Raw genomic sequence first — 20,036 nt, 5'->3', positions numbered from 1 at the left:
GATCAAGCGACGTTCCAGGGTGGCGGCGCTGACCGCCACCCTGCCGCTGCTCCTCGGCGCCGCCGGCTGCACAGACGACACCGCCCTCGAACCGAACCCCGGTACTACGAAACCGGCCGCCGCGACCCAGAAGGCGGCCGCCCCGCCGGCCCGGCTGACGACAGCCACCTTCGTACCCGCGACGCTCGCCGCCTACGCCAAGGTGAAGTCCTGGACCGGGGTGATGCGGATCAGCACTGGCGGCCAGGTCATCACCGCGACGATCACCCAGACCTACCAGCCGGCCGCCGTACGGATCGACCTGAGCGGCCCACAGTTCGACGGAGCCAGCCACGGCATCCTGACCAAGGGCGCCATGTACCTGTACATCCCGGATCCCAAGCTGCGCGGCAAGTACCTCAGGTTCGACCCGAAGCGGACCAAGCACCCGGTGGCGGCGGTCCTTGCCCCGCTGCTGGAGAGTCTGGACCCTGCCAAGTCGACCAAGGCGATGCGGAAGGCCGTGGTGCGGGTGAAGTTCGTCAGCAGCGGCACCATCGGCTTCCGCAAGGTCGACCGGTACGACGTCACCTTGACCAACGCCGTCATGCTGCGGGCGCTGGGGATGAAGGTTCCGGCCGGTCTGCCCAAGACTTCGGTCATGTCGACCTGGATCGGCGCCGACCGGCTCAGCTACAAGCAGACGTCCAGCAGTGGCAGCTCACAGACTCAGGTCACCACCACCGGGTACAACACCGGCGTCACGATCGCCTTGCCGCCCGCGAGCAAGGTCCTCGAGAAGCCCTGACGGGTTCACCGAAGGTACGAGGCGCCGTTGAAGTCGAGGACGGCGCCGGTGGACCAGGTGGCTTCGGGGGACGCCAGCCAGTGGACCGCTGCTGCGACTTCGGCGGCGGTCGTCACGCGGTTGAACGGGCTCTGGGCGCGGATCGCGTCGCCGCCGGGCCCGCTCAAGCCCTCGGCGGTCATCTCCGTGGCGATGAAGCCGGGCGCGATTGACGTCACCGTGATGTCATGTGGTGCCAACGCGATCGCCATCGACTGCCCAAAGGCGTGCAAGCCCGCCTTACTGGCCCCGTACGCCGGTACGTCCGGCTCGCCGCGATAGGCGCCACGCGACCCCACATTGACGATCGCGCCTCGCCGAGCCCCGTCGGCTGGAGCCACGTCGAGCATCTGCCGGGCCACGCACCAGGTCAGGTGGGCCGCGCCTTCGAGGTTCACCGCGAGGGTCCGTCGCCAGGCCGACACCCAGGCGTCGTACGACGTCTCCGCCAGCGGGTGCGCGATCCGGCGTGAGCCCGCCGCCGGGTCGTCGACGAAGAGCGCGGCGTTGTTCACCAGGACGTCGATCCGGCCGAGCTTGGCGGCCGATTCCTCAACCAGGGCAGGGATTCCGGCCGGATCGCCCAGGTCGCCGGAGACCACCGCGTGGCCTTCGCCGGGCAGCTCGGCCAGGACCTTCTCGGCCTTGTCGACCGCGCCGCGGCAATGCACAACGACCCGGTCGCCGCTCGCGGCGAACACCTTGGCGACCTCGGCTCCGACGCCCCGCGATGCGCCGGTGACAAGTACTCCTCGGGACATGACGCTTCCTCTCCTCGACTGCCGCACATTCTGCCCTGACATCATCATGGCGGCGCGATGACATCAAGAGAGGTTGACAGTGACGTCACTATGACGTCATGATTGCGTCATGGAACTTGACCACTACCTCGAGTCGGTCCGCCGTAGCGTGGAGAACGCCACCGCGCTGGCCGACGACCAAACTCGCTCCGTGGCCCAGCGCCTCGGAGCAACGCTGGATGACGCGGGCCGGCTGGCCCTCATCTCAGCCCTGTCCGACGCCGCCGGGGAGATCAGCCGCGAGCTGTCCCCGGGCTCGGTCGAACTGCGGATGGCCGGTGGCCGTCCCGAGTTCGTCGTCACGCCGGCCCCGAGCCAGCTGACCGGCCCGGACGACGACGACCTCGACGACCAGGTGGACGACGGACCGGCCGCCGAGGCGCTCGCGCCGGATGCCGACGAGCCGACCGCGCGGATCACGTTGCGGCTGCCGATGTCGGTGAAGAACAAGGTGGACGAGGCCGCCACCGCCGAGGGCATCTCCTCGAACGCGTGGCTGATGCGCACCGTGATGACGGCGCTCACCGGCGGCTACGGGCCGGGTCGTCCGCCGCGGCCGCCGCGCGCGCCCCGGGGTGGCCTCTTCGGTCCCGACGGACCGCTCGGCCCGGACGGACCGCTCGGTCCCGACGGCGTCTTCGGCAAGGACGGGGTCTTCGGTCCCGACGGACCCTTCGGACCGGACGGTGTGTTCGGCGACGGCCGCCGCGGTGACCGGGACCGGGCCGATCGTGACCGGGGCCGCGACCGCGGTCACGGAAAACGCCAGGGTGGACGTGGCCCGGGTCAGCGGATGACGGGGTGGGCGCAGTGAGCTACAGCAGCCAACTGATCGGCGAGGCCGGCGAGCTCGACCGGGTCAGGATCGAGATCGGCTCCGGCTGGGTGGAGATCCGTCCCACCGACGGCGAGAAGACCGTGGTGACACTGGATGTCGACAGCGGCGACGAGGGTGACGTGGTGTTCGAGCTGGTCAACGGCGAACTGATCGTCGAGGGCCCGAAGAAGCTGCGCCGCGGCCCGGAGATCCGGGTCCGGATCGAGACCCCGGTCGTCCTGGACGCCCGGATCCAGACCGGTTCCGGAGACATCAAGGCCCGGATGCCGCTGGGTGAGGCCCGGCTGTCGACCGGCTCGGGCGACATCCGCGCCGAGCGGATCGAGGGCGAGCTCGCGGCCAGCACCGGCAGCGGCGAGGTCCGCATCGGGTCCGCCGCGAACGCGGTCCGGGCCAGGACCGGCTCGGGCTCGATCGACATCGGCGAAGCGATCGGGCTGGTCGGGTTGTCCACCGGCTCCGGCGACGTCCGGATCGGTGACGCCGGCGGTCCCACCACGGTCAAGGTCGGCTCGGGGGACATCACCATCGAGCGGCTCCGGGACCACTCCGTCGCGACCTCGGGTTCGGGCGATGTCCGGGTCCAGTCCGCCGAGGGGCCCAGTGTCCGCGCGGAGACTTCCCGCGGCGACGTGCAGCTCGGCGTACCGGATGGTGTGCCGACCTATCTCGACCTGAAGACGGTCACCGGACAAATCCGGTGTGCGCTCGAGCCCGGTGAGAAGCCGGCCGAGGGGGAGCGCTCGCTGATGCTGCGGGCCCGCACCGTCTCCGGCGACATCACTGTCGTCCGGGTCTGAACGCACTGAAGCAACGGGAAGCCAGTCGTCAACGGGGAGCAGTCGTCAACGGATACCAGTGAGGGAGCAAGCAGATGATCAGCGAACAGCAGGAGGTCGCCCGCTACCGGGTGGCCGAGCAGATCCGGGCCGCCGAACTACGGGCCCAACGCAAGGAACTCCGCGAGTCGCTGCCAGGTGAGGCTCGCAACGGCCGCGCCAGGCACGAGCTCGCCGGCGTACTGCGGCGGCTGGCCGACCGGCTCGAGCCGCAGCCGCGCCACCGTCGTACCGGCTTGTCGGTCGTGCGGTGAAATCGCTGCCCTGTCAGGCAATTTGCAGCTTGTTGCAACGCCTGGCTCTGGTCACCGCCACGAACCGCTGACGCTGCTAGCGTTCTCGCCGTCAGTCGAGGCCGAACTTGGGGAGAACGAAACGATGTTGCGTCCGTTGGTCGCCGTGACCGCTGCCGCCGTGCTGCTGGCCGGGTGCAGCGGGGGAGACGACAAGAAGTCCGACTCCCCACCCGGAGGCGACGGCACCAACGCGTCCTCGTCCTCGACCCCCACTCCGACTGTTGCGGAGCCGCAGAGCTTCGATCCGCCGAAGGCCTTCAGTGTTGTCGCGGCGGTGGCCGAGGCCAGGCCGGACGGCCCCACCGAGCTGGACGGCGGGAAGGCGGGCATGGTCGGCAAGACCACGCTCTACGCGAACCGCAACGGACTCGCCGGCATCGGGATCGAGGGTGGCCCGAGCTGGCAGGTACCGGCCAAGGAGATTGCGTCGACCAAGGTCGAGGCCTACAGCCGCCCGATGTCGGTCCAGCTGGACGGCAAAGAAGTGATCGCGATGGCGTACACCCAGAACGTCGAGGCGGGCGGTACTCAGAAGGCCCACGGGCAGGTGGTTTTTCAGTGGATCGAACCGGTCGAGGGCAAGGTGCTGTCCACTGTCTCGGTCGACCTCGGCCCGGTGACCAGCCCGGGCAACACCGCCGCGGGGCTCGCCAGTACCACCTATGACGCCACGACCGGTCAACTCGCGGTCGGTGTCGGTATCTCGGCGAACGGCGACGCCAAGAAGCACGACGTCGTCACGGTCTTCGCGGATCCCACCACCAAGAAGGGGATGGCGATCCCGGGCATCGAGGCCGCGGGCGTGCTCGACGGCACCGTGGTCGGCGCCAAGGGAGAATCCGGCGAAGGCTCCAAGGCGATGTCGATCGTGGTGGCCGACGGCACCACCGGGGCGATCAGGAAGAACACGCCGGTACCGACGATGAACTACCTCCACGTGGAGGGTACCGGCGGCAAACATGCCTACCTCTCCGGCAGCGGCTCGGTGAAGGACGGCAAGTACGACACCGACTACCTGCACTCGATGTACGCCGTCGACCTCGCCTCCGGGGCCCTGACCGAGACCAAGTTGCAGAGGACGGAGGACGGGTCCTTCGGCTTCACCTGCTTCTCCGACCATGTCACCAGCCTGGTCTGCAACGGCAGCGGCGACCGCACGGCGGACGGCAAGGACATCACCGAGATCCTGGCCTTCGACGACGCGACCGGGAAGAAGAGCTGGGGCTACACCTCGGTGAGCGGCAGCAGAGTGGTCCCCTCCGTCACCGCCGTCTACAACGGCTACATCTATGGCAAGGCCGAGACGTTGCCAGCGGTACTGGACGCGAAAACCGGTCAGGACGTCCCCGTGCCGACGCCGACCCCGGCACCGAGCACCGGCCAGACGCCGACCGATGGCACCTCGCCCACTGATGGCACCTCGCCGACCGACGGCGCTACTCCGACCGATGGCACCTCGCCGACCGATGGCAGCACCCCGGCCCCGGGGAGCGGCACGTGGGGCGACCTGTCGCTGGTCTACGGCGATCCGGTCTCGCCGGAGGCCGTCTCGAAGTACGGCAGCGTCTACACGCTGGGCGCGGCGGGCAAGTCGCCGGGGAGCGAGAAGATTCTGGTCGTCCAGAAGGCGATCGCCTGACCACGGCAGTACCGATGACGAAGGCCCCCGGCAGACCTGGCGGGGGCCTTCGTCGTACCGGAAGCTTTCAGATCCCGCCGCGGTGGAAGTTGAGGTAGGAGCGCGACGGGGTCGGGCCGCGCTGGCCCTGGTAGCGGGAGCCGTACTTCGCGGCGCCGTACGGGTGCTCGGCCGGGGAGGACAGCCGGAAGAAGCACAGCTGGCCGATCTTCATGCCCGGCCACAGCTTGATCGGCAGGGTGGCGACGTTGGACAGCTCCAGCGTCACGTGGCCGGAGAAGCCGGGATCGATGAACCCGGCGGTGGAGTGGGTGAGCAGACCGAGCCGGCCCAGCGAGGACTTGCCCTCCAGCCGCGCCGCCACGTCGTCGGGCAGCGTCACCAGCTCGTACGTCGACCCGAGCACGAACTCGCCCGGGTGCAGGATGAACGGCTCGTCGCCCTCGGGCTCGACCTGACGGGTCAGGTCCGGCTGTTCCTCGGCCGGATCGATGTGCGGGTAGCGATGGTTCTCGAACACCCGGAAGAAACGGTCCAGCCGTACGTCGACGCTCGACGGCTGCACCATCGCAGCATCGAACGGATCCAGCTGGACCCGCTTCGCGTCGAGCTCGGCCAAGATGTCACGGTCGGAGAGCAGCACGGACGCAACTTACCGCAGCGTGCTGCACCTCCGCCTCACCTGGCGCCGATACTCCCCGGGCCCCGCATCCCGGGGGTCGATCGGGACCTGGCCGCGTCACTGTTCCGGAGCCCTCAGCTCCCCGGACCGACGGCGCGGCTACGGGCCCTCGGCAACAGCTCAGTTGGCGAGCTTGTTGAACTTCGAGACCTGACCGGCGAACGTCTTCACCTGGGCCGGCGACCAGTCCTTGAGCAGGTCCTCGATCACCTTGTGCCGCTTCTTCCGGGCCGCGGCGAGCTTGCGCTTGCCACTCGCGGTCAGCGTCAGCAGGGTGGCCCGTGCATCCGACTTGTCGGCGGCCCGCTTCAGCAGGCCCTCTTCTTCGAGTCGCGCGCAGGCCCGGCTGACCGGACCCTTGTCCACCTCGAGCGCCGAGACCAGGTCGGCCATCCGCACCGGTGCGAGCTCCTCGACATGGTTCAGCAACGCGTACTGCGCCGGCTCCAGGTCCGGATGTGCCTCGTCCGACAGCGTCCGCTGCAGACCGCGCAGCCGGCGAGCGAGCGTGACGAGTTCCTTCTCCAGGTTCTCCAGCGCGTCGTTAGTGTCAGTTGCCACCGTTCACCCCTTCTTTTTCAGTTGCCCCGCAACCATCTTGTCCGGCCCCAGTCAGGACCGCATCCTCACGTTGCGTCGAATGTTGCCCCCGGCAACGCGTTCTAATCTGCCAGAAGATGACCGGCCTGCCCAGTCCTGGGCGCGCCCTTTGTGGAAAACTCCCCCATAACCCCCCGTGCAAACCGCCCCGGGGACCAGGTATGATCCTCACTGTCCGCCGGTTCACCGGTGGCCCCGCGGGTGTAGTTCAATGGCAGAACATCAGCTTCCCAAGCTGACAGTGCGAGTTCGATTCTCGTCACCCGCTCCAGTAGCCCCAGGCCGATGGTCTGGGGTTTTTGCCGTTCCGGGGGTTTGCGCGTGGCGGGGTACGGGTAGTCCGGCGCGATTGGTTGCCCGGTCAGTGGCGGCATTTCCATTTCGAATAGCCTGCCGGTTTTGTCCTTGCAAACCAGGGGTGACAACCATTCCACACCGGCCTGGAAACGCCGAAGGGCCGGCCGGGTGGATACCCGGCCGGCCCTCGAGGGTGGAGCTTGGCTGTTACTGAGAGGGTGCTACTTGGTGCCGAAGACCTGGATCTCGGTCAGGTCGGTGTATTGGCAGCCGCCGTAGCCGCCGTCGGGGCAGTTCGTGGCGAAGTCCGGGACCTGCGGGCTGAGCATCACGAACCGGACGAACTTCACGCCGGTGGTGTTGGCCGTCGGCGTCACCTCGTTGAACTGGTTGCGGTTCGCGGCGGTGAACTCGCCCTCGGCCGCGGTCGCCCAGGTGGTGCCGTCGGTCGACGTCTCGATCCGGTACTTGCCGGTCGAGGAGCTGCCCGGGTCGCCACAGGTGTTGGACGGGTCGATCGAGAACTTGGTCAGGTTCACGGCGGCGGGCAACGCGATGTCCAGGTTCTTCGGGGTCATCACGTTGGTCGGGGTGCCGATGTCGTCACCGGTGGTGCTGCCCCAGCCGGTGCCCTGGCTGGAATCGATCGCGTAACCGGGACCGCACTGCGGCGAGAAGTCCGGACCGGTGAAGGCGTTGATCGTGCCGCCGCCGGAGGCCGCGGCCCAGTTGCGCCGGGAGGCGATGTTCTCGACGGTGCCGCCGGCCTTGACGGTCAGGGGCTTGCCCAGCACCTCGTAGCCGGCGCCGGAGACGACGAACTTGCCGTAGGTGCCCGGCAGGACGTTGGTGATCGTGTACTTGCCGTCGGCGCCGGTCACGGCGGAGTAGTCACCCGCGTAGCCGGAGGCGTGCCCGCCGATGAAGACCAGCGCGCCCGGTACCGGAGCGCCGGTGTCCTTGTCCGTCACGGTGCCGGTGATGTTCGAGGTGGCACCGGTCGGCGGGATGTGGAAGTCCTCGACCGGACGCGAGTCGCCGCCGTCGAGCGCACCGGCGAACCAGCCCATGCCCCGGTTGGCGAAGACCTGCCAGAGGATGCCGGCGTTCTTGCCGCCGGTGGCGATCAGGTCGACCTGGACGATCGCGTTCCGCATGTCCAGCATCGTCGGGTCCGCGGCGGACAGCTCCATCGCGCGGGTGATCAGGCTCAGCGCGTAGCTCCGGCCGAAGCGCTCGCGCAGGTCCCACATCGTCTGGGCCCACACCTCACCGGAGGCGTGTACCTGGGGCGCGCCACCGATGGCCGGGAAGTCGCCGTAGGTGTAGCCGCCCTTCGAGCCGTCGAGACCGACGCAGGTGTCGCTGACGGCCTTCACCCGGCAGTCGATCGCCTGGGTGCGGAACAACCCGGCGTGGCTGACGTACTTGGCCATCAGGACCTCGCCCGGAGCCTTGGTGTCCTTCTCGAGGCCGTGGGCCACCAGGTAGTCCAGCGCGTAGAAGTCGCTCCACGCCTCACCCATCGCGCCGGCCTGGATGCTGTTCAGCGTCGAGTTGCCGGTCGCGTCGACGACCAGACGGTTCGACAGGCCGTGGACGTACTCGTGGTACAGGATGCTCGCGTCGTTGCTCGAGCTGCTCGGCAGGTAGGTGTCCTGCTCGTCGTCAGCGCCCGGTGCGTGGAACAGGTACATCTGCATGACCGGCGAGGTGCCGTCCGGCGGGGTGTTCATGTTCGCGTTGTTGACGTGGTTGATGTCCGGGCCGCCGCCCTCGCCGGTGGCCGCGCCGTCCAGTGAGTTCAGCAGGACCGGGTCGCCACCGGCCGCGTCGAAGCTGCCGGCCGCCGGGGTGAAGCTGATCGGCGGCTTGGCCAGCCAGTCGTGGAAGTTGCTGGCCAGGTAGAAGCCGTTGGTGACGTCCTGGTTCAGGTTCGTCTTCCAGGAGTCCGGCTTGGCCGGGTCCCAGGTGCAGACGAAGGTGACCGCGCAGTACGACGAGCTGGACTGGAACGGGACCAGCTTGTACTCCGCGGTGGTCCTGGTGCCGGGCACCTTGACCGTCTCACCCGGGTTCGGCTCGTTGTCGTCGTTGACGTCCGCGAACGCCGACACCGAGGTGCCCTCGAGCAGCGTCTTCGCGTTCTTCGGCAGCCACTTGTTGTAGATCAGGTTCTCGATGCGCTGCGTGCCACCCTTGGCAGCACCCGGGTAGTTGTCCTGCACCAGCGCGTCGCCGTTGCCGTGCGCGACCAGGTCGCGGCGGTACAGCAGGCCGCCGGTCTGGGCGTCGATGACGTGGCTGTAGCTCTTCGAGCCGCCGGCGGTGACGTAGGTCAGCCAGCCCTTGCGCAGCCCGTCGGCGGTGTGGAACCAGACCTGCTTGGCGGTGCCGCCGTCGCTCCACTTGGTGACCGCGCCGGACTTGGTCGCCTTGGCGGTGCGGAGCTTGGCGTCGATGTCCCTGGCGGCCGCGGTGCGCGCCGCGTCGGCGGTGATGGCGGCACCGCGGGTGCGCTGAGCCTGCGAGACGAGGCCGGCGATCGGCGCGCCCTGCAGCGAGACCAGCTGGCCGGCCTTGGTGACGTTGGCCTTCAGGCCGTTGCCGAACACCTCGATGCCGTCGACCACCTGGACCCAGGAGATGTGGTGGGTGCCGAGGTCGTCGACGTAGTCCTTGCGCAGCTTGAGGGTGCCGAGGTCGGACTCGGACAGCTTGAAGACCTCGGGGTGCGCCTTGACGTAGGCCAGCGCGATCTCGGTCGCCTTCTTCGAGCTCTTGCCGGTGAGGAAGCCGTTGAGCTTGGTCACCTGCTCCGGGGTACCGGTGTTCGGGTCGACCGCCACCACGCCCTGGCTGCCCAGCGACGCGCGGAACTTCTCCGACGCCGCGGTCTCCTTGCCGACCGCCTTGGCGGCCCGGGCGTAGGTGGCCCGGTTGCTCGGCGTCCGGGCGTCGAAGTTGCCCTTGCGCTCCTTCGACGAAATCGGGCTGGTCGCTTCGGCCGGTCCCTTGGGGCCGGGGTCGGCGCTGGTGGCGGCGACCGCCCCACCGCCCGCCGTCACAGCCATGACGGTGGTGACGCCGACGGCTGTGACCGCCAGGAGCCCCCGTCCCTTGCCAGAAATTCTCACAACTTCGCTCCAGAAAAAGTCGCGCGGGCCGCCCTCAACGACCCGTCCGAGCCGACCCTAAGGGTGCCGACGGGCCCGGGGAAGTCGTATTTGCCGATGCGAGGGTTGTCCTTCGTGCCCGGAGCAGTACTGCGAGCGACGTCACGATCGTCGCGGCCAGCAACGACCCGGCCGCGACCAGCGTGCTCTTTCCCGGGTGGACGAGCGACTCGCCACGATCGGCCTGCCAGGTGACCAGCCAGATCAGTCCGCCGTACGACGCGGCGGCGATCCCCACCAGCGCGGTCCGCGGGCCCTCGGGGCGCAGTACCGGGAACCGGCGGGCGAGCAGAACGAGGCCGAGGGCAACCAACGGGATCAGCTGCAGCGCGTGGACGCCGAGGAAGTGCCCGATCCGCAGGTCGCCGCCCTGGGTGCTCCAGCCGGTGATCGGCATTCCCGGGCCGCCGTCCTCGCCGCCGACCGTGTGCCCGCCGAAGAAGTCCTCCCGGCCGGTCGCCGCGATCGCCGCCTCCTGGGCGGGAGTGGAACGGAACATCAGGTTGCCGAGCAGCATCCCGCCGAGTGTCGTCCCGAGGGCGAGCCGGATGCTCCAGCGCAGCGCCCGGTCACCCGGCTTGTCGAACAGCAACTGGATCGCGATCACCAGCACCGCGGCCCAGATGACGTAGATCGTCAACGCCATGATGTTGTGCACCAGCTCGTCCGCCGGGGTGGACTGGTTGAAGTGCAGCTGACGCCCGCGCACGACGACCTGGCCGATGATCAGCACCATCTCGGCCGCGATACCGACCGCCACCACGGTCCCCATCCACCAGCCGAGCCGGCGGGCCTTGGTCTGCAACGAGAGCAACCAGGCAAGCGTCGCGCAGTACACGGTGAAGCTCATCAGAAACTTGAGCGGCTTCATCCAGATCGCATGCCCGAGCAACTGACGGTCGTCGATCAACGCACCGCCGATCCCAACCAAGGTCAGCACGGCGAGCGCAACCGTGACGATCATCAACGGCTTGTGCAATCGCCGCGGCCTGGCCGGCAGAGCCGGTACTACGGACGGAATCCCGGTCAACGTGGTCATGCGTCGATCGTCGAGATTTCCCCCTCCCGGCACAGGAGCAGCAGACCCCCGCTCGATGGTGGAGCTGGACCTACCCCGACTCGACCCTGATCCGAAAACTGTTGGTCGGTGGGCGGATACCCGGCTAGCTTGCCGCACATGGCGCAAACGCTCGATGGCGATCTCGCACCGGCCGCGGTTCTCTCGCGCTTCGGGCTGTTGGCCGAAGACGGCTGGCAGGCACAGCACCTGAGGACCATGAACAACTCGGTCTTCAGCATCGGCAGGTCTGTCGAGGAACCTGCGTGGGCTTTGCGGAGGCATCGCGCCGACTGGCGAGACGCGGACGCGATCGGCGCCGAGCTCGCTCTGCTGGAATACCTGGACGAGCAGTTGCCCGATCCCTTCAGTGTTCCGCGGCCCGGTCGTTCACGGGACGGCGACTATCTGGTCACCCTGGATGGGGCGCGCTACTCCTTGCTGGGCTGGATTCCGGGGATGCCCCAGCGCCCACATCCTGTCGGTGGTTTGGACGCCGAGTCGGCCTGGTTGCTCGGCCGTGGTCTGGGCTCGATCCACTCCGTGACCGACCGTTGGACCCGCCGGACCGCACCCATGCAATGGAACGCCCGCACCTTGTTCACCGAGGCTCATCCGGGTCTGCTGGGGGCCGACCCGGCCGCGTTGCGGGCGATTCTTCCGGCAGCGGATCTGGAGTTGTTCGACGAGGTCGCCGATCGCACCAGCGAGGTGTTCGACCGCGTGCAGGATTGGGGGCTGATCCACGCCGACTACATCCTGGGCAACTGCCACTGGACAACGGTCGAAGGCCGGCTCAGCCTGGGGATCTTGGACTTCGATGACTTCGGCCATGGGCCGCGGCTCTTCGACCTCGGCGCCGTGCTGGGCAACCTGGCCGACTTCCCCCGCACTTGGGCAACGCTTGCCCCGGCGTTCCTGGCCGGCTACCGGACAGCACACGACCTGCCGGAGAACGCTGAGCAGGAGTTGCCGTTGATGATGGCAGCCCGGCATACATCCCACTGCCTGTGGGCCCTCGGACACCAAGACCTCGGCCAGGAGTGGATCATCACCCACCTGCACGACCGGATGGAGTTGGCGCGCCTGTGCCTGGCCGTCAGTTTTGACTTTCGATCGGTGTGAGAAAGAGGAGTGCCGGCCGTCCGGCAACGCCACCGGGCGGCCGGCACTCGCTTCAGAGGAGTCCTAGGTCGGCGGACTCCTGGTCGGTGAAGAGGCGGGAGCGGATCAGGAAGCGGACGCCCTCGGGGGCCTCCACCGAGAATCCGCTGCCCCGGCCTTTGACGACGTCGACGGTCAGGTGGGTGTGCTTCCAGTACTCGTACTGGTTCCTCGACATCCAGAACGGCACCGGCCGGTCCAGCCCGTCGACCGCGAGGTCGCCCAGCTGGATGTCGGCCGCGCCGGTCCGGAACTCGCCGTCCGGGTAGCACATCGGGGAGCTGCCGTCGCAGCAACCGCCGGACTGGTGGAACATCAGCGGGCCGTGCAGCTCGGTGAGCCGGCGGAGCAACTCCGCCGCCTCCTCCGTGTACGAAACCCTGTCCGTCATGGCCTAGAAGAAGCCGAGCTTGTTCGGGCTGTAGCTGACCAGCAGGTTCTTGGTCTGCTGGTAGTGGTCGAGCATCATCTTGTGGTTCTCGCGCCCGATCCCGGAGTTCTTGTACCCGCCGAACGCCGCGTGCGCGGGGTAGGCGTGGTAGCAGTTGGTCCAGACCCGCCCGGCCTGGATCTCCCGGCCGGCCCGGTACGCCGTGTTCATGTCGCGTGACCAGACACCCGCGCCCAGCCCGTACAGGGTGTCGTTGGCGATCTTGATCGCGTCGGCGTAGTCGTCGAACCGGGTCACCGAGACGACCGGGCCGAAGATCTCCTCCTGGAAGATCCGCATCTTGTTGTCGCCCTCGAAGACGGTCGGCCGGATGTAGTAGCCGCCGCTCAGTTCGCCACCGAGGTCGGCCCGCTCGCCGCCGGTCAGCACCTTGGCGCCCTCGGCCTTGCCGATGTCGATGTAGGACAGGATCTTCTCGTACTGGTCGTTGCTGGCCTGCGCGCCCATCATCGTGTCGGTGTCCAGCGGGTTGCCCTGCTGGACCGCCTCGGTGCGCTGCAGCGCGTCACCCAGGAACGAGTCGTAGATGCTCGACTGGATCAGCGCGCGGGACGGGCAGGTACAGACCTCGCCCTGGTTCAGCGCGAACATCGTGAAGCCCTCGAGCGCCTTGTCGTAGAAGTCGTCGCGCTCGGCGGCCACGTCACCGAAGAACAGGTTCGGGCTCTTGCCGCCGAGCTCCAGCGTCACCGGGATGATGTTCTCCGAGGCGTACTGCATGATGAGGCGGCCGGTCGTGGTCTCACCAGTGAACGCGACCTTGGCCACTCTGTTGCTGGAGGCAAGCGGTTTGCCGGCCTCGACGCCGAACCCGTTCACGATGTTCAGCACGCCCGGCGGGATCAGGTCCGCGATCAGCTCCATCAGCACGTGGATCGACGCCGGCGTCTGCTCGGCCGGCTTCAGGACGACGGCGTTGCCCGCCGCCAGCGCCGGTGCCAGCTTCCAGGTCGCCATCAGGATCGGGAAGTTCCACGGGATGATCTGCGCGACGACGCCGAGCGGCTCGTGGAAGTGGTACGCGACGGTCTCGTCGTCGAGCTGCGAGATCGAGCCCTCCTGGGCGCGCAGCGCGCCGGCGAAGTACCGGAAGTGGTCGACCGCCAGCGGCAGGTCCGCGGCCAGCGTCTCGCGGACCGCCTTGCCGTTGTCCCAGCTCTCGGCCACGGCGAGCAGTTCGAGGTTGTCCTCGATCCGGTCGGCGATCTTGTTCAGGATGTTCGCCCGCTCGGCCGGTGACGTGCGGCCCCAGGCCGGCGCGGCTCCGTGCGCGGCGTCGAGGGCGGCCTCGACGTCGTCGGCGGTGCCGCGGGCGATCTCGGTGAAGTTCTGACCGGTCACCGGCGTCGGGTTCTCGAAGTACCCGCCCTTGGCCGGCGGCACCCACTCACCGCCGATGAAGTGGTCGTAGCGCGTCTTGAACGCGACCGGACTGCCAGGCTGCCCGGGCGCCGCATAGATCGTCATTGGTCCTCCTGCTGACTCCTGCTGAAAGCGCGTGCCTCAGAAGCTAGGTGGCAGGACGTTGCATCGACGTTGCATCGCGTCACGGCCTTGTCTGCGGCTGCGTTCCGGGTGAGGCTGGGGCGTGGACGCACGGCAGGAGGCGCGCCGGCTCAGTGAGCTGTACGACGAGGTGCTCGGTGGAGGCCGGGTGCCCGGCGTACCGCGCCCTTTGGTGGCAGCCTCCTGGGAGCGGTCACTGGCCGCCCGGGTCGACCCCGAGCTGGACGCTCCGCCGCTCGTCGTCGCGGCCGACGTCCTCGAGTCGTTGCGTGAGGACCACCCGCTGCGCGCGGTACTGCCGATCCTGCGAGAGACGCTGACGACGATCGCGGACGAGGCGTCGCACATCATGATCGTCACCGACGCGCAGGGACTGATCCTGTGGCGCGAGGGCGCGGCCGACGTTCGCCGGCAGGCCGACCGGATCGCGTTGACCGAAGGAGCCGTCTGGTCCGAGGACGCGATCGGCACCAACGGCATGGGCACCGCGCTGGCGGCCGACCAGCCCGTCCAGATCCACTCGGCCGAACACCTGGTCCGCCGGATCCACGCCTGGACCTGCGCCGCCGCGCCGGTGCACGACCCGGACACCGGCAAGCTGATCGGCGCCGTCGACGTGAGTGGTCCGCTCCGCACGGTCCACCCGGCGATGATGGCGCTGGTGACCGCCGCGGCTCAGCTGGCCGAGGGGCAACTCCGGGTCCGGATGGCCGCGGCCGACGAACAGCTCCGCGCGCGCAACATGCGCCACCTGATCGCGCTCGGCGACGCGCCCGGTGCTCTGCTCACCCCGAGCGGCCGGGTCCTGGCGGTCCAGCCACTGGCCTGGTTGCCCGACCGTCTCGATGTTCCGTCCGGCGCCGACCGGATCGAGCTCGGGGACGGCCGCGAGGCTGTCGTCGAGCAGTTGGATGAGGGCTACCTGCTGCGCATCCCAGGCCCGGTACTCCGACGCCGGCCCCTGCTGCGACTGAAACTCCTGGGCTCCGGGCAACCGGCCGCTGTGGTCGGCGGCCGCGAGATCGCGCTGACGTTGCGCCGGGCTGAAGTCCTCGCACTGTTACTACTGCATCCCGCCGGGCTCACCGCCGAGCAGTTGATGCTGCAGCTGTACGGCGACGAGGGGAACCCGACGACGGTCCGCGCGGAGATGCACCGGCTGCGGACCCTCCTCGGCCAAGGAGTGCTCGACACCAAGCCGTACCGGATCGTCGCCGACGTGTCCGGTGACGTGACCGACGTCCAGAGCGCCCTGCGAACCGGTGACCTGGCCAAGGCGCTGGATCTGTACTCCGGTCCGCTGCTCGGGCGGTCGGACGCACCGGCGTTGCGAGTCGAACGCGACGAGCTCGACGCGACGCTTCGGCGCGCAGTACTGGACTCTGCTGATGCCGAACTGTTGTGGCGGTTCGCGCAGACTCCTACCGGTGCTGAGGATCTCGAGGTCTTCGAGGTTCTCGATCGGCGACTGCCTGCCGCTGACCACCGGCGTTCCGGAGTCAGTGCTCGCTTGGAGCGCCTGACCTAGCTAGAGGTACTTACCTGCGTCGTCATAGCTGCGGCGGGCCTGCTCGACGTGATCGAGGTTCGTGCCGGCCCACTCGGCGAGGTGGGCGAAGAGCGGGGCGAGGCTGCGGCCGAGCTCGCTGATCTCGTACTCGACTCGCGGCGGCACCTCGGGATAGTAGGTGCGCACGACCATGCCGTCGCGCTCCAGCTGGCGCAGGCGCTGGGTCAGCACCTTCGGGGTGATGCCGGGGATGCGGCGCTCCAGCTCGACGAACCGCAGCCGGCCGAAGGTGTGCAGCGACCAGAGGATCGGCGTGGTCCACCGGCTGAACACGATGTCGACGACCGGCGAGATCGGGCAGGCCAGTTCCGGATCGGTCGCGGTTGCCGACCAGCTCGTTCCTTGTGTTGCCACTGAGTGCACCCGTTTCAGCTGGTTACTTTCCTGTAGGTACCTACTATACCGGCGCTGCTAGCGTCCTCGGTGTTGACAGAAAGCACAGCAAATAAAGGGGTTTCGCGTGATTGTGGTGACGGGTGCGACCGGAAATGTCGGACGGCCGCTGGTGCAGTTCCTGGCGGCGGCCGGGGGCGAGGTGACGGCGGTGTCGAGAGGACTGGCTCCGGTGGATCTGCCCGGCGGAGCCAGGCACGTCAAGGCTGACCTTGCCGCGCCGGAGAGTCTGCGGTTCGCCCTGGAGGGAGCCGAGGCTCTGTTCCTTCATGACGGCGGCGCGGGTGGGCAGGGGCTGGACCCGCGAGCGATTCCGGAGCTGGCCAGGGCGGCCGGGGTCCAGCGCGTGGTGCTGCTCTCTTCGCAGGGCGTGGCGACCAGGCCTGAGTCGGCCTCGCACGGAAGTGTCGGGCTGGCGATCGATGAAGCGGTGCGTGAGTCGGGTCTGGCCTGGACGATCCTGCGGCCTGGCGGCTTCGCGTCCAACGCGTACGCCTGGGTGGAATCGGTACGCGCGGAGAGGACCGTCGCCGCGCCCTTTGGTGACGTCGGGTTGCCGGTCGTGGATCCGATGGACATCGCCGAGGTCGCGGCCATGGCCCTGCGCAAGGACGAGCACTCAGGTCAGGTCTACGAGTTGACCGGGCCGGCCGTCGTCACGCCCCGGCAACAGGCCGAGGCGATCGGCGCGGCCCTCGGCGAACCGATTCGGTTCGTGGAACTGACCCGGGCCGAGGCGCACGCGCGGATGGTCACGTTCATGCCGGAGCCGGTCGTGCAGACCACGCTGGACGTGCTCGGTGAACCCAACGCGGCCGAGCTGCGGCTCAGCCCGGACGTCGAGCGGGTGCTCGGTCGTCGGCCGCACTCCTTCGCCGACTGGGCTGCGCGCAACGCGGAGGCCTTCCGCTGACAGCACCGCCTCGCTCGGCCGGTCACCGAGGGACGGTCAGCGGGTTCGCATGGTGGACAGTGGAATGTAAGTGCAGTGAATTAGTCTAGTTTCGCCGGGTGGCCGTCGTGGGTGGCCGTCGTGGGTGGCTCAGCGTCGTCGTCACGCCTTCGCGGGCGGGGCGGCGACCGAGCCGCGTTCGATCAGGGTCGGCTCGACCGTGGTCCGGCGGACCCGCCGGTTGGTGTCGACGGCCGAGGTGACGCGGCTGACCACATCGGCGACCAGGTCGTCGAGCGGCCAGTGGAACGTGGACAGCGGCGGACTGAGCAGCTGGGACATCGGCTGGTCGTCGTACCCGAGCAGGGAGAGGTCCTCCGGGACGCGGATGCCGAGCTCCTTGCAGGCGGCGTACACCCCGAACGCCATCGAGTCGGCGAGCGCGAGGATGCCGGTCGGCCGGTTGCTTGTCGTCAGCAGCTCGCGGGCGACTTCGGTCGCGCCGGTCAGGTCGTGGGGACACGGCACGATCCGCACCTTCAGCTTCAGCCCGACCGCGACCCGCTGAGCGATCTCCTCGGCCGGCCGCTCCACCTCGAACCGGCGCGACGGGCTCAGTACGGCGACGGTGCGGTGACCGGCGTCGGCCAGCCGGCGCAGCGCAGTACTGACTCCGGTCTCGTTGTCGAACAGCACCTCGGACTTCGCCTTTGCGGCCGGGAGCGCGTCGCCGATCGCGATCACCGGCGCCTGCTGGGCGATCGCGGCCCAGCCCTTGGCGCCCGGGTCGATCGGGATCACCACGATCGCGTCGGCGCGGTGGTCGACCAGGTGCTGCGCGAGCTGGAGTTGCCGGTCGGCGTCACCGGCCGAGTCGATGATCCAGGCGTTGCGATCCGGAGCGAGCAGCTCACGACCGAGCGCGGCGGCGAGGCGTTGCTGCCAGAGGTCTTCGAGCGAAGCGCACAGTACGCCGACCGAGCCGCTCCGGCCGGAGGCGAGCGCGCGCGCCACGGGGTCGGCCTGGTACCCGAGACGCTCGGCAGCTTCCTGCACCCGCTGCTGCGTCTCCGGGGTGCCTTGCAGACCTCGCAGAGCGTAGGAGACCGCCGCCATCGAGAGGCCGGTCTCCGCTGCGATGTCCTTGAGAGTCGGCCTGCGGCCTGTTCCGGACATGGGATCGACCCTAGGGCACGGCGGGGACAGAACCTGCCGGTGAGCGGACGGGACCGGGAGGGAACTTGACAGATCAGGCTTTGAAGCGCTTCACTACGAGTGTCTTGAAGCGCTTCAAAGAGTGCAGTCCGGCCAAGGAGGTGTCCGCGTGATCGATGTTCATCAGCACCTCTGGCCGGCCGAGTTCGTGGACCGGCTCCGGGCGCGCGCCGAACCGCCGTACCTGGCCGGCTGGACCTTGCACACGACTGGCGAAGCGCCGTACGACGTGGATCCGGCGACGCATGAGGTCGGCAAACGCGTGGCGCAGGAACTGGACGACGGCACCTCGCTGGTCGGGCTGTCCCTGTCGAGCCCGCTCGGGATCGAGCACCTCGGCGACACGGCGCTGCTGGATGCCTGGCACACCGGTACTGCCTCGCTGCCTGCGCCTTTCAAAGCCTGGGCCGCCGTCAACCTGGTGGAGCCGGATCTCGCCGGGCTGGAACGCCTGCTGTCGCGGGGGTTCCTGGGAGTGCAGTTGCCCGCCCAGGTGATCGGTACTCCGGCCGGCTGGGCTGCGCTGTCTGACTTGCTGGCGCTTGCGGAGCGGTTGAACAAGCCGATCCTGGTTCACCCGGGGACGCCCTTGCCGCCTGGTGAGGAGCTGCCCGGCTGGTGGGCGCCAGTGGTCGACTACACGCTTCAGCTGCAGGCCGCGTGGTGGGCCTGGCACGCGTTCGGCGGGCGTACGGCGTACCCGCGACTAAGGCTCTGCTTCGTCGCGGCGGCCGGCCTGGCGCCCGTGCACCACGAACGGCTGACCGCCCGCGGCGGCCGGCTCGGCACCATCGACCCCAACCTGTACGTCGACACCTCGAGCTACGGCCCGCAGGGCATCGACGCGGTCGCCCGGGTCCTCGGCATCGACCAGGTCGTGCACGGCACCGACCGGCCGTACGCCGGGACCGTCGACCTCCGGCAGGGCGACGCCGCGACCGCGGTGATTCGCCACGACAACCCGCACCGGCTCCTGTTCGGACCGGTGCCACCTCCTGAGAGGGGAGTGCAGTGACTGCTCAGCCCGTTTCCGACGCACCCGTCGTACCCGCGCGCCAGGCCAGCCGGCTCGTGGAGCTCAACGACTGTCTGTCGCTCGACAACCTCCCGGGACGTGATCTCACCCCGGCCGAACTCGCCGAACTGGCCGGCGGCCTCGCAGCCCAGCCGCACCTGTGGGAAGACAAGGTCGCCTACAACGACGAGGAACGCGTCTTCGCCTCCCTGCACCGCGACGCCAACGTCGACGTCTGGCTGATCTGCTGGACCCCGGTCAACGACACCGGCTGGCACGACCACGACGTCTCCTCGGGCGCGGTGGCGGTGGCCCGCGGCAAACTCGTCGAACACAACCTGGCCATCGGCACCGAGTCCATCGAAACCGAAATCGAAGCCGGCGACGTCTACGGCTTCGGCCCCGAACACATCCACCGCGTAGTAGGCCTGGACAAAGGCAGCGTCACCATCCACGCCTACAGCCCCCCGCTCTGGCGCATGGGCCAGTACTCCGTCAAGGAGGGCGTCCTCCGCCGAGTCTCAGTCTCCTACGCCGACGAACTCCGCCCCCTCGACTGACGAGTTCAAATCCAGAACAAGTTCACCAAGTACAAGAACAGAGAAGTACAAGAACGGATACTCCTCCGGCTGAGGCCGCCTCCAACCTCCTGCCGTCAGCGCTCCCTCGCCAACACCCGGCGAGGGAGCGCTTTTCGATCTTGCGCACCGGCTCGTACTGCGCTCAGGTCTGCTGGCGCTGCCGTCGTACAGCGGGGGAGGTGCATGGCGGAGTGCGAAA

The 20,036-nt window shown here is 68.7% G+C and carries 19 protein-coding genes and 1 tRNA gene; 11 read left to right on the top strand and 9 right to left on the bottom strand.

The features are described from left to right. Window positions 1–19 precede the first annotated feature (19 nt). Window positions 20–787, top strand: a complete 768-nt coding sequence (locus tag ACQPYM_RS40320) for a hypothetical protein (protein WP_433012070.1) — start codon at window positions 20–22, stop codon at window positions 785–787. Window positions 788–792: 5 nt separating this feature from the next. Here ACQPYM_RS40320 and ACQPYM_RS40315 read toward each other — a convergent pair whose 3' ends face one another. Continuing rightward, window positions 793–1,587 (bottom strand): SDR family NAD(P)-dependent oxidoreductase, encoded by a 795-nt coding sequence (locus ACQPYM_RS40315; protein WP_433012067.1) that lies wholly within the window; start codon window positions 1,585–1,587, stop codon window positions 793–795. A gap of 109 nt (window positions 1,588–1,696) precedes the next feature. Here ACQPYM_RS40315 and ACQPYM_RS40310 point away from each other — a divergent pair, with 109 nt between their 5' ends. The 4 genes from ACQPYM_RS40310 to ACQPYM_RS40295 all read left to right on the top strand — a co-directional run bounded on the left by ACQPYM_RS40310 (window position 1,697) and on the right by ACQPYM_RS40295 (window position 5,238). Further along, a complete protein-coding gene (locus tag ACQPYM_RS40310; protein ID WP_433012064.1) occupies window positions 1,697–2,440 on the top strand; it encodes a hypothetical protein in 744 nt (247 codons plus the stop codon). Next, the gene (locus ACQPYM_RS40305) at window positions 2,437–3,264 is read left to right on the top strand and encodes a DUF4097 family beta strand repeat-containing protein (RefSeq protein ID WP_433012061.1); all 828 of its coding nucleotides are present in this window, start codon (window positions 2,437–2,439) and stop codon (window positions 3,262–3,264) included. The genes ACQPYM_RS40310 and ACQPYM_RS40305 overlap by 4 nt, the downstream gene beginning before the upstream one ends. Window positions 3,265–3,338: 74 nt before the next feature. Continuing rightward, window positions 3,339–3,557: a hypothetical protein gene (locus ACQPYM_RS40300; RefSeq protein WP_433012058.1), complete on the top strand. Its 219-nt coding sequence runs from the start codon at window positions 3,339–3,341 to the stop codon at window positions 3,555–3,557. A gap of 124 nt (window positions 3,558–3,681) precedes the next feature. After that, window positions 3,682–5,238 (top strand): hypothetical protein, encoded by a 1,557-nt coding sequence (locus ACQPYM_RS40295; protein ID WP_433012055.1) that lies wholly within the window; start codon window positions 3,682–3,684, stop codon window positions 5,236–5,238. Between the two features lie 67 nt (window positions 5,239–5,305). Here ACQPYM_RS40295 and dcd read toward each other — a convergent pair whose 3' ends face one another. Both dcd and ACQPYM_RS40285 read right to left on the bottom strand, forming a co-directional pair. After that, window positions 5,306–5,881 carry a dCTP deaminase gene (dcd, locus tag ACQPYM_RS40290; RefSeq protein ID WP_433012052.1) on the bottom strand — a complete coding sequence of 192 codons (576 nt, stop codon included), beginning with the start codon at window positions 5,879–5,881 and terminating at the stop codon, window positions 5,306–5,308. Window positions 5,882–6,040: 159 nt separating this feature from the next. After that, on the bottom strand, window positions 6,041–6,481 hold the full coding sequence (locus tag ACQPYM_RS40285) for a MarR family winged helix-turn-helix transcriptional regulator (protein WP_433012049.1): 441 nt from the start codon (window positions 6,479–6,481) through the stop codon (window positions 6,041–6,043). Between the two features lie 236 nt (window positions 6,482–6,717). Here ACQPYM_RS40285 and ACQPYM_RS40280 point away from each other — a divergent pair. Then, window positions 6,718–6,791 (top strand) — tRNA-Gly (locus ACQPYM_RS40280). A 247-nt stretch (window positions 6,792–7,038) separates the two neighbouring features. Here the strand turns inward: ACQPYM_RS40280 and ACQPYM_RS40275 are convergent. Both ACQPYM_RS40275 and ACQPYM_RS40270 read right to left on the bottom strand, forming a co-directional pair. After that, entirely contained in the window at window positions 7,039–9,954 is a 2,916-nt protein-coding gene (locus ACQPYM_RS40275) for a M36 family metallopeptidase (protein WP_433012046.1), read from the bottom strand. A 34-nt stretch (window positions 9,955–9,988) separates the two neighbouring features. After that, window positions 9,989–11,032, bottom strand: coding sequence for a hypothetical protein (locus tag ACQPYM_RS40270; RefSeq protein WP_433012043.1), 1,044 nt, complete (start codon window positions 11,030–11,032; stop codon window positions 9,989–9,991). Between the two features lie 138 nt (window positions 11,033–11,170). Between ACQPYM_RS40270 and ACQPYM_RS40265 the strand changes: the two genes are divergently transcribed. Next, window positions 11,171–12,175: a phosphotransferase enzyme family protein gene (locus tag ACQPYM_RS40265; RefSeq protein WP_433012040.1), complete on the top strand. Its 1,005-nt coding sequence runs from the start codon at window positions 11,171–11,173 to the stop codon at window positions 12,173–12,175. A 52-nt stretch (window positions 12,176–12,227) separates the two neighbouring features. Here the strand turns inward: ACQPYM_RS40265 and ACQPYM_RS40260 are convergent, their stop codons facing one another. Both ACQPYM_RS40260 and adh read right to left on the bottom strand, forming a co-directional pair. Continuing rightward, entirely contained in the window at window positions 12,228–12,605 is a 378-nt protein-coding gene (locus ACQPYM_RS40260; protein WP_433012037.1) for a DUF779 domain-containing protein, read from the bottom strand. Window positions 12,606–12,608: 3 nt separating this feature from the next. Next, window positions 12,609–14,132 (bottom strand): aldehyde dehydrogenase, encoded by a 1,524-nt coding sequence (gene adh, locus ACQPYM_RS40255; RefSeq protein WP_433012034.1) that lies wholly within the window; start codon window positions 14,130–14,132, stop codon window positions 12,609–12,611. A 121-nt stretch (window positions 14,133–14,253) separates the two neighbouring features. Between adh and ACQPYM_RS40250 the strand changes: the two genes are divergently transcribed. Continuing rightward, window positions 14,254–15,699 (top strand): GAF domain-containing protein, encoded by a 1,446-nt coding sequence (locus ACQPYM_RS40250; protein WP_433012031.1) that lies wholly within the window; start codon window positions 14,254–14,256, stop codon window positions 15,697–15,699. Here ACQPYM_RS40250 and ACQPYM_RS40245 read toward each other — a convergent pair whose 3' ends face one another. Beyond that, window positions 15,700–16,095 carry a winged helix-turn-helix transcriptional regulator gene (locus ACQPYM_RS40245; protein ID WP_433012028.1) on the bottom strand — a complete coding sequence of 132 codons (396 nt, stop codon included), beginning with the start codon at window positions 16,093–16,095 and terminating at the stop codon, window positions 15,700–15,702. It abuts the gene before it with no gap. Window positions 16,096–16,201: 106 nt separating this feature from the next. Between ACQPYM_RS40245 and ACQPYM_RS40240 the strand changes: the two genes are divergently transcribed. After that, window positions 16,202–17,047 carry an NAD(P)H-binding protein gene (locus ACQPYM_RS40240; protein ID WP_433012025.1) on the top strand — a complete coding sequence of 282 codons (846 nt, stop codon included), beginning with the start codon at window positions 16,202–16,204 and terminating at the stop codon, window positions 17,045–17,047. Window positions 17,048–17,188: 141 nt separating this feature from the next. Here ACQPYM_RS40240 and ACQPYM_RS40235 read toward each other — a convergent pair whose 3' ends face one another. Then, window positions 17,189–18,202: a LacI family DNA-binding transcriptional regulator gene (locus ACQPYM_RS40235; protein ID WP_433012022.1), complete on the bottom strand. Its 1,014-nt coding sequence runs from the start codon at window positions 18,200–18,202 to the stop codon at window positions 17,189–17,191. Window positions 18,203–18,350: 148 nt separating this feature from the next. Between ACQPYM_RS40235 and ACQPYM_RS40230 the strand changes: the two genes are divergently transcribed. Together ACQPYM_RS40230 and ACQPYM_RS40225 are read left to right on the top strand one after the other, a co-directional pair. Next, entirely contained in the window at window positions 18,351–19,256 is a 906-nt protein-coding gene (locus ACQPYM_RS40230) for an amidohydrolase family protein (protein ID WP_433012019.1), read from the top strand. Then, entirely contained in the window at window positions 19,253–19,816 is a 564-nt protein-coding gene (locus ACQPYM_RS40225) for a cysteine dioxygenase (RefSeq protein ID WP_360287462.1), read from the top strand. The genes ACQPYM_RS40230 and ACQPYM_RS40225 overlap by 4 nt, the downstream gene beginning before the upstream one ends. The last annotated feature ends 220 nt before the right edge of the window (window positions 19,817–20,036 follow it).

It is taken from the genome of Kribbella sp. CA-294648, assembly GCF_050943845.1.
Classification (GTDB): Bacteria; Actinomycetota; Actinomycetes; order Propionibacteriales; family Kribbellaceae; genus Kribbella.
The sequence above is the reverse complement of the archived record's forward strand: the minus strand, read 5'-3'. Positions and strand labels throughout refer to the sequence as shown.

What these genes read in the sequence shown, in the direction of transcription:
- ACQPYM_RS40315 (WP_433012067.1), bottom strand. Translation starts at nt 1,587, where the DNA reads ATGTCCCGAGGAGTACTTGTCACCGGCGCATCGCGGGGCGTCGGAGCC.
- ACQPYM_RS40310 (WP_433012064.1), top strand. Translation starts at nt 1,697, where the DNA reads ATGGAACTTGACCACTACCTCGAGTCGGTCCGCCGTAGCGTGGAGAAC.
- ACQPYM_RS40300 (WP_433012058.1), top strand. Translation starts at nt 3,339, where the DNA reads ATGATCAGCGAACAGCAGGAGGTCGCCCGCTACCGGGTGGCCGAGCAG.
- ACQPYM_RS40295 (WP_433012055.1), top strand. Translation starts at nt 3,682, where the DNA reads ATGTTGCGTCCGTTGGTCGCCGTGACCGCTGCCGCCGTGCTGCTGGCC.
- ACQPYM_RS40270 (WP_433012043.1), bottom strand. Translation starts at nt 11,032, where the DNA reads ATGACCACGTTGACCGGGATTCCGTCCGTAGTACCGGCTCTGCCGGCC.
- ACQPYM_RS40265 (WP_433012040.1), top strand. Translation starts at nt 11,171, where the DNA reads ATGGCGCAAACGCTCGATGGCGATCTCGCACCGGCCGCGGTTCTCTCG.
- ACQPYM_RS40260 (WP_433012037.1), bottom strand. Translation starts at nt 12,605, where the DNA reads ATGACGGACAGGGTTTCGTACACGGAGGAGGCGGCGGAGTTGCTCCGC.
- adh (WP_433012034.1), bottom strand. Translation starts at nt 14,132, where the DNA reads ATGACGATCTATGCGGCGCCCGGGCAGCCTGGCAGTCCGGTCGCGTTC.
- ACQPYM_RS40235 (WP_433012022.1), bottom strand. Translation starts at nt 18,202, where the DNA reads ATGTCCGGAACAGGCCGCAGGCCGACTCTCAAGGACATCGCAGCGGAG.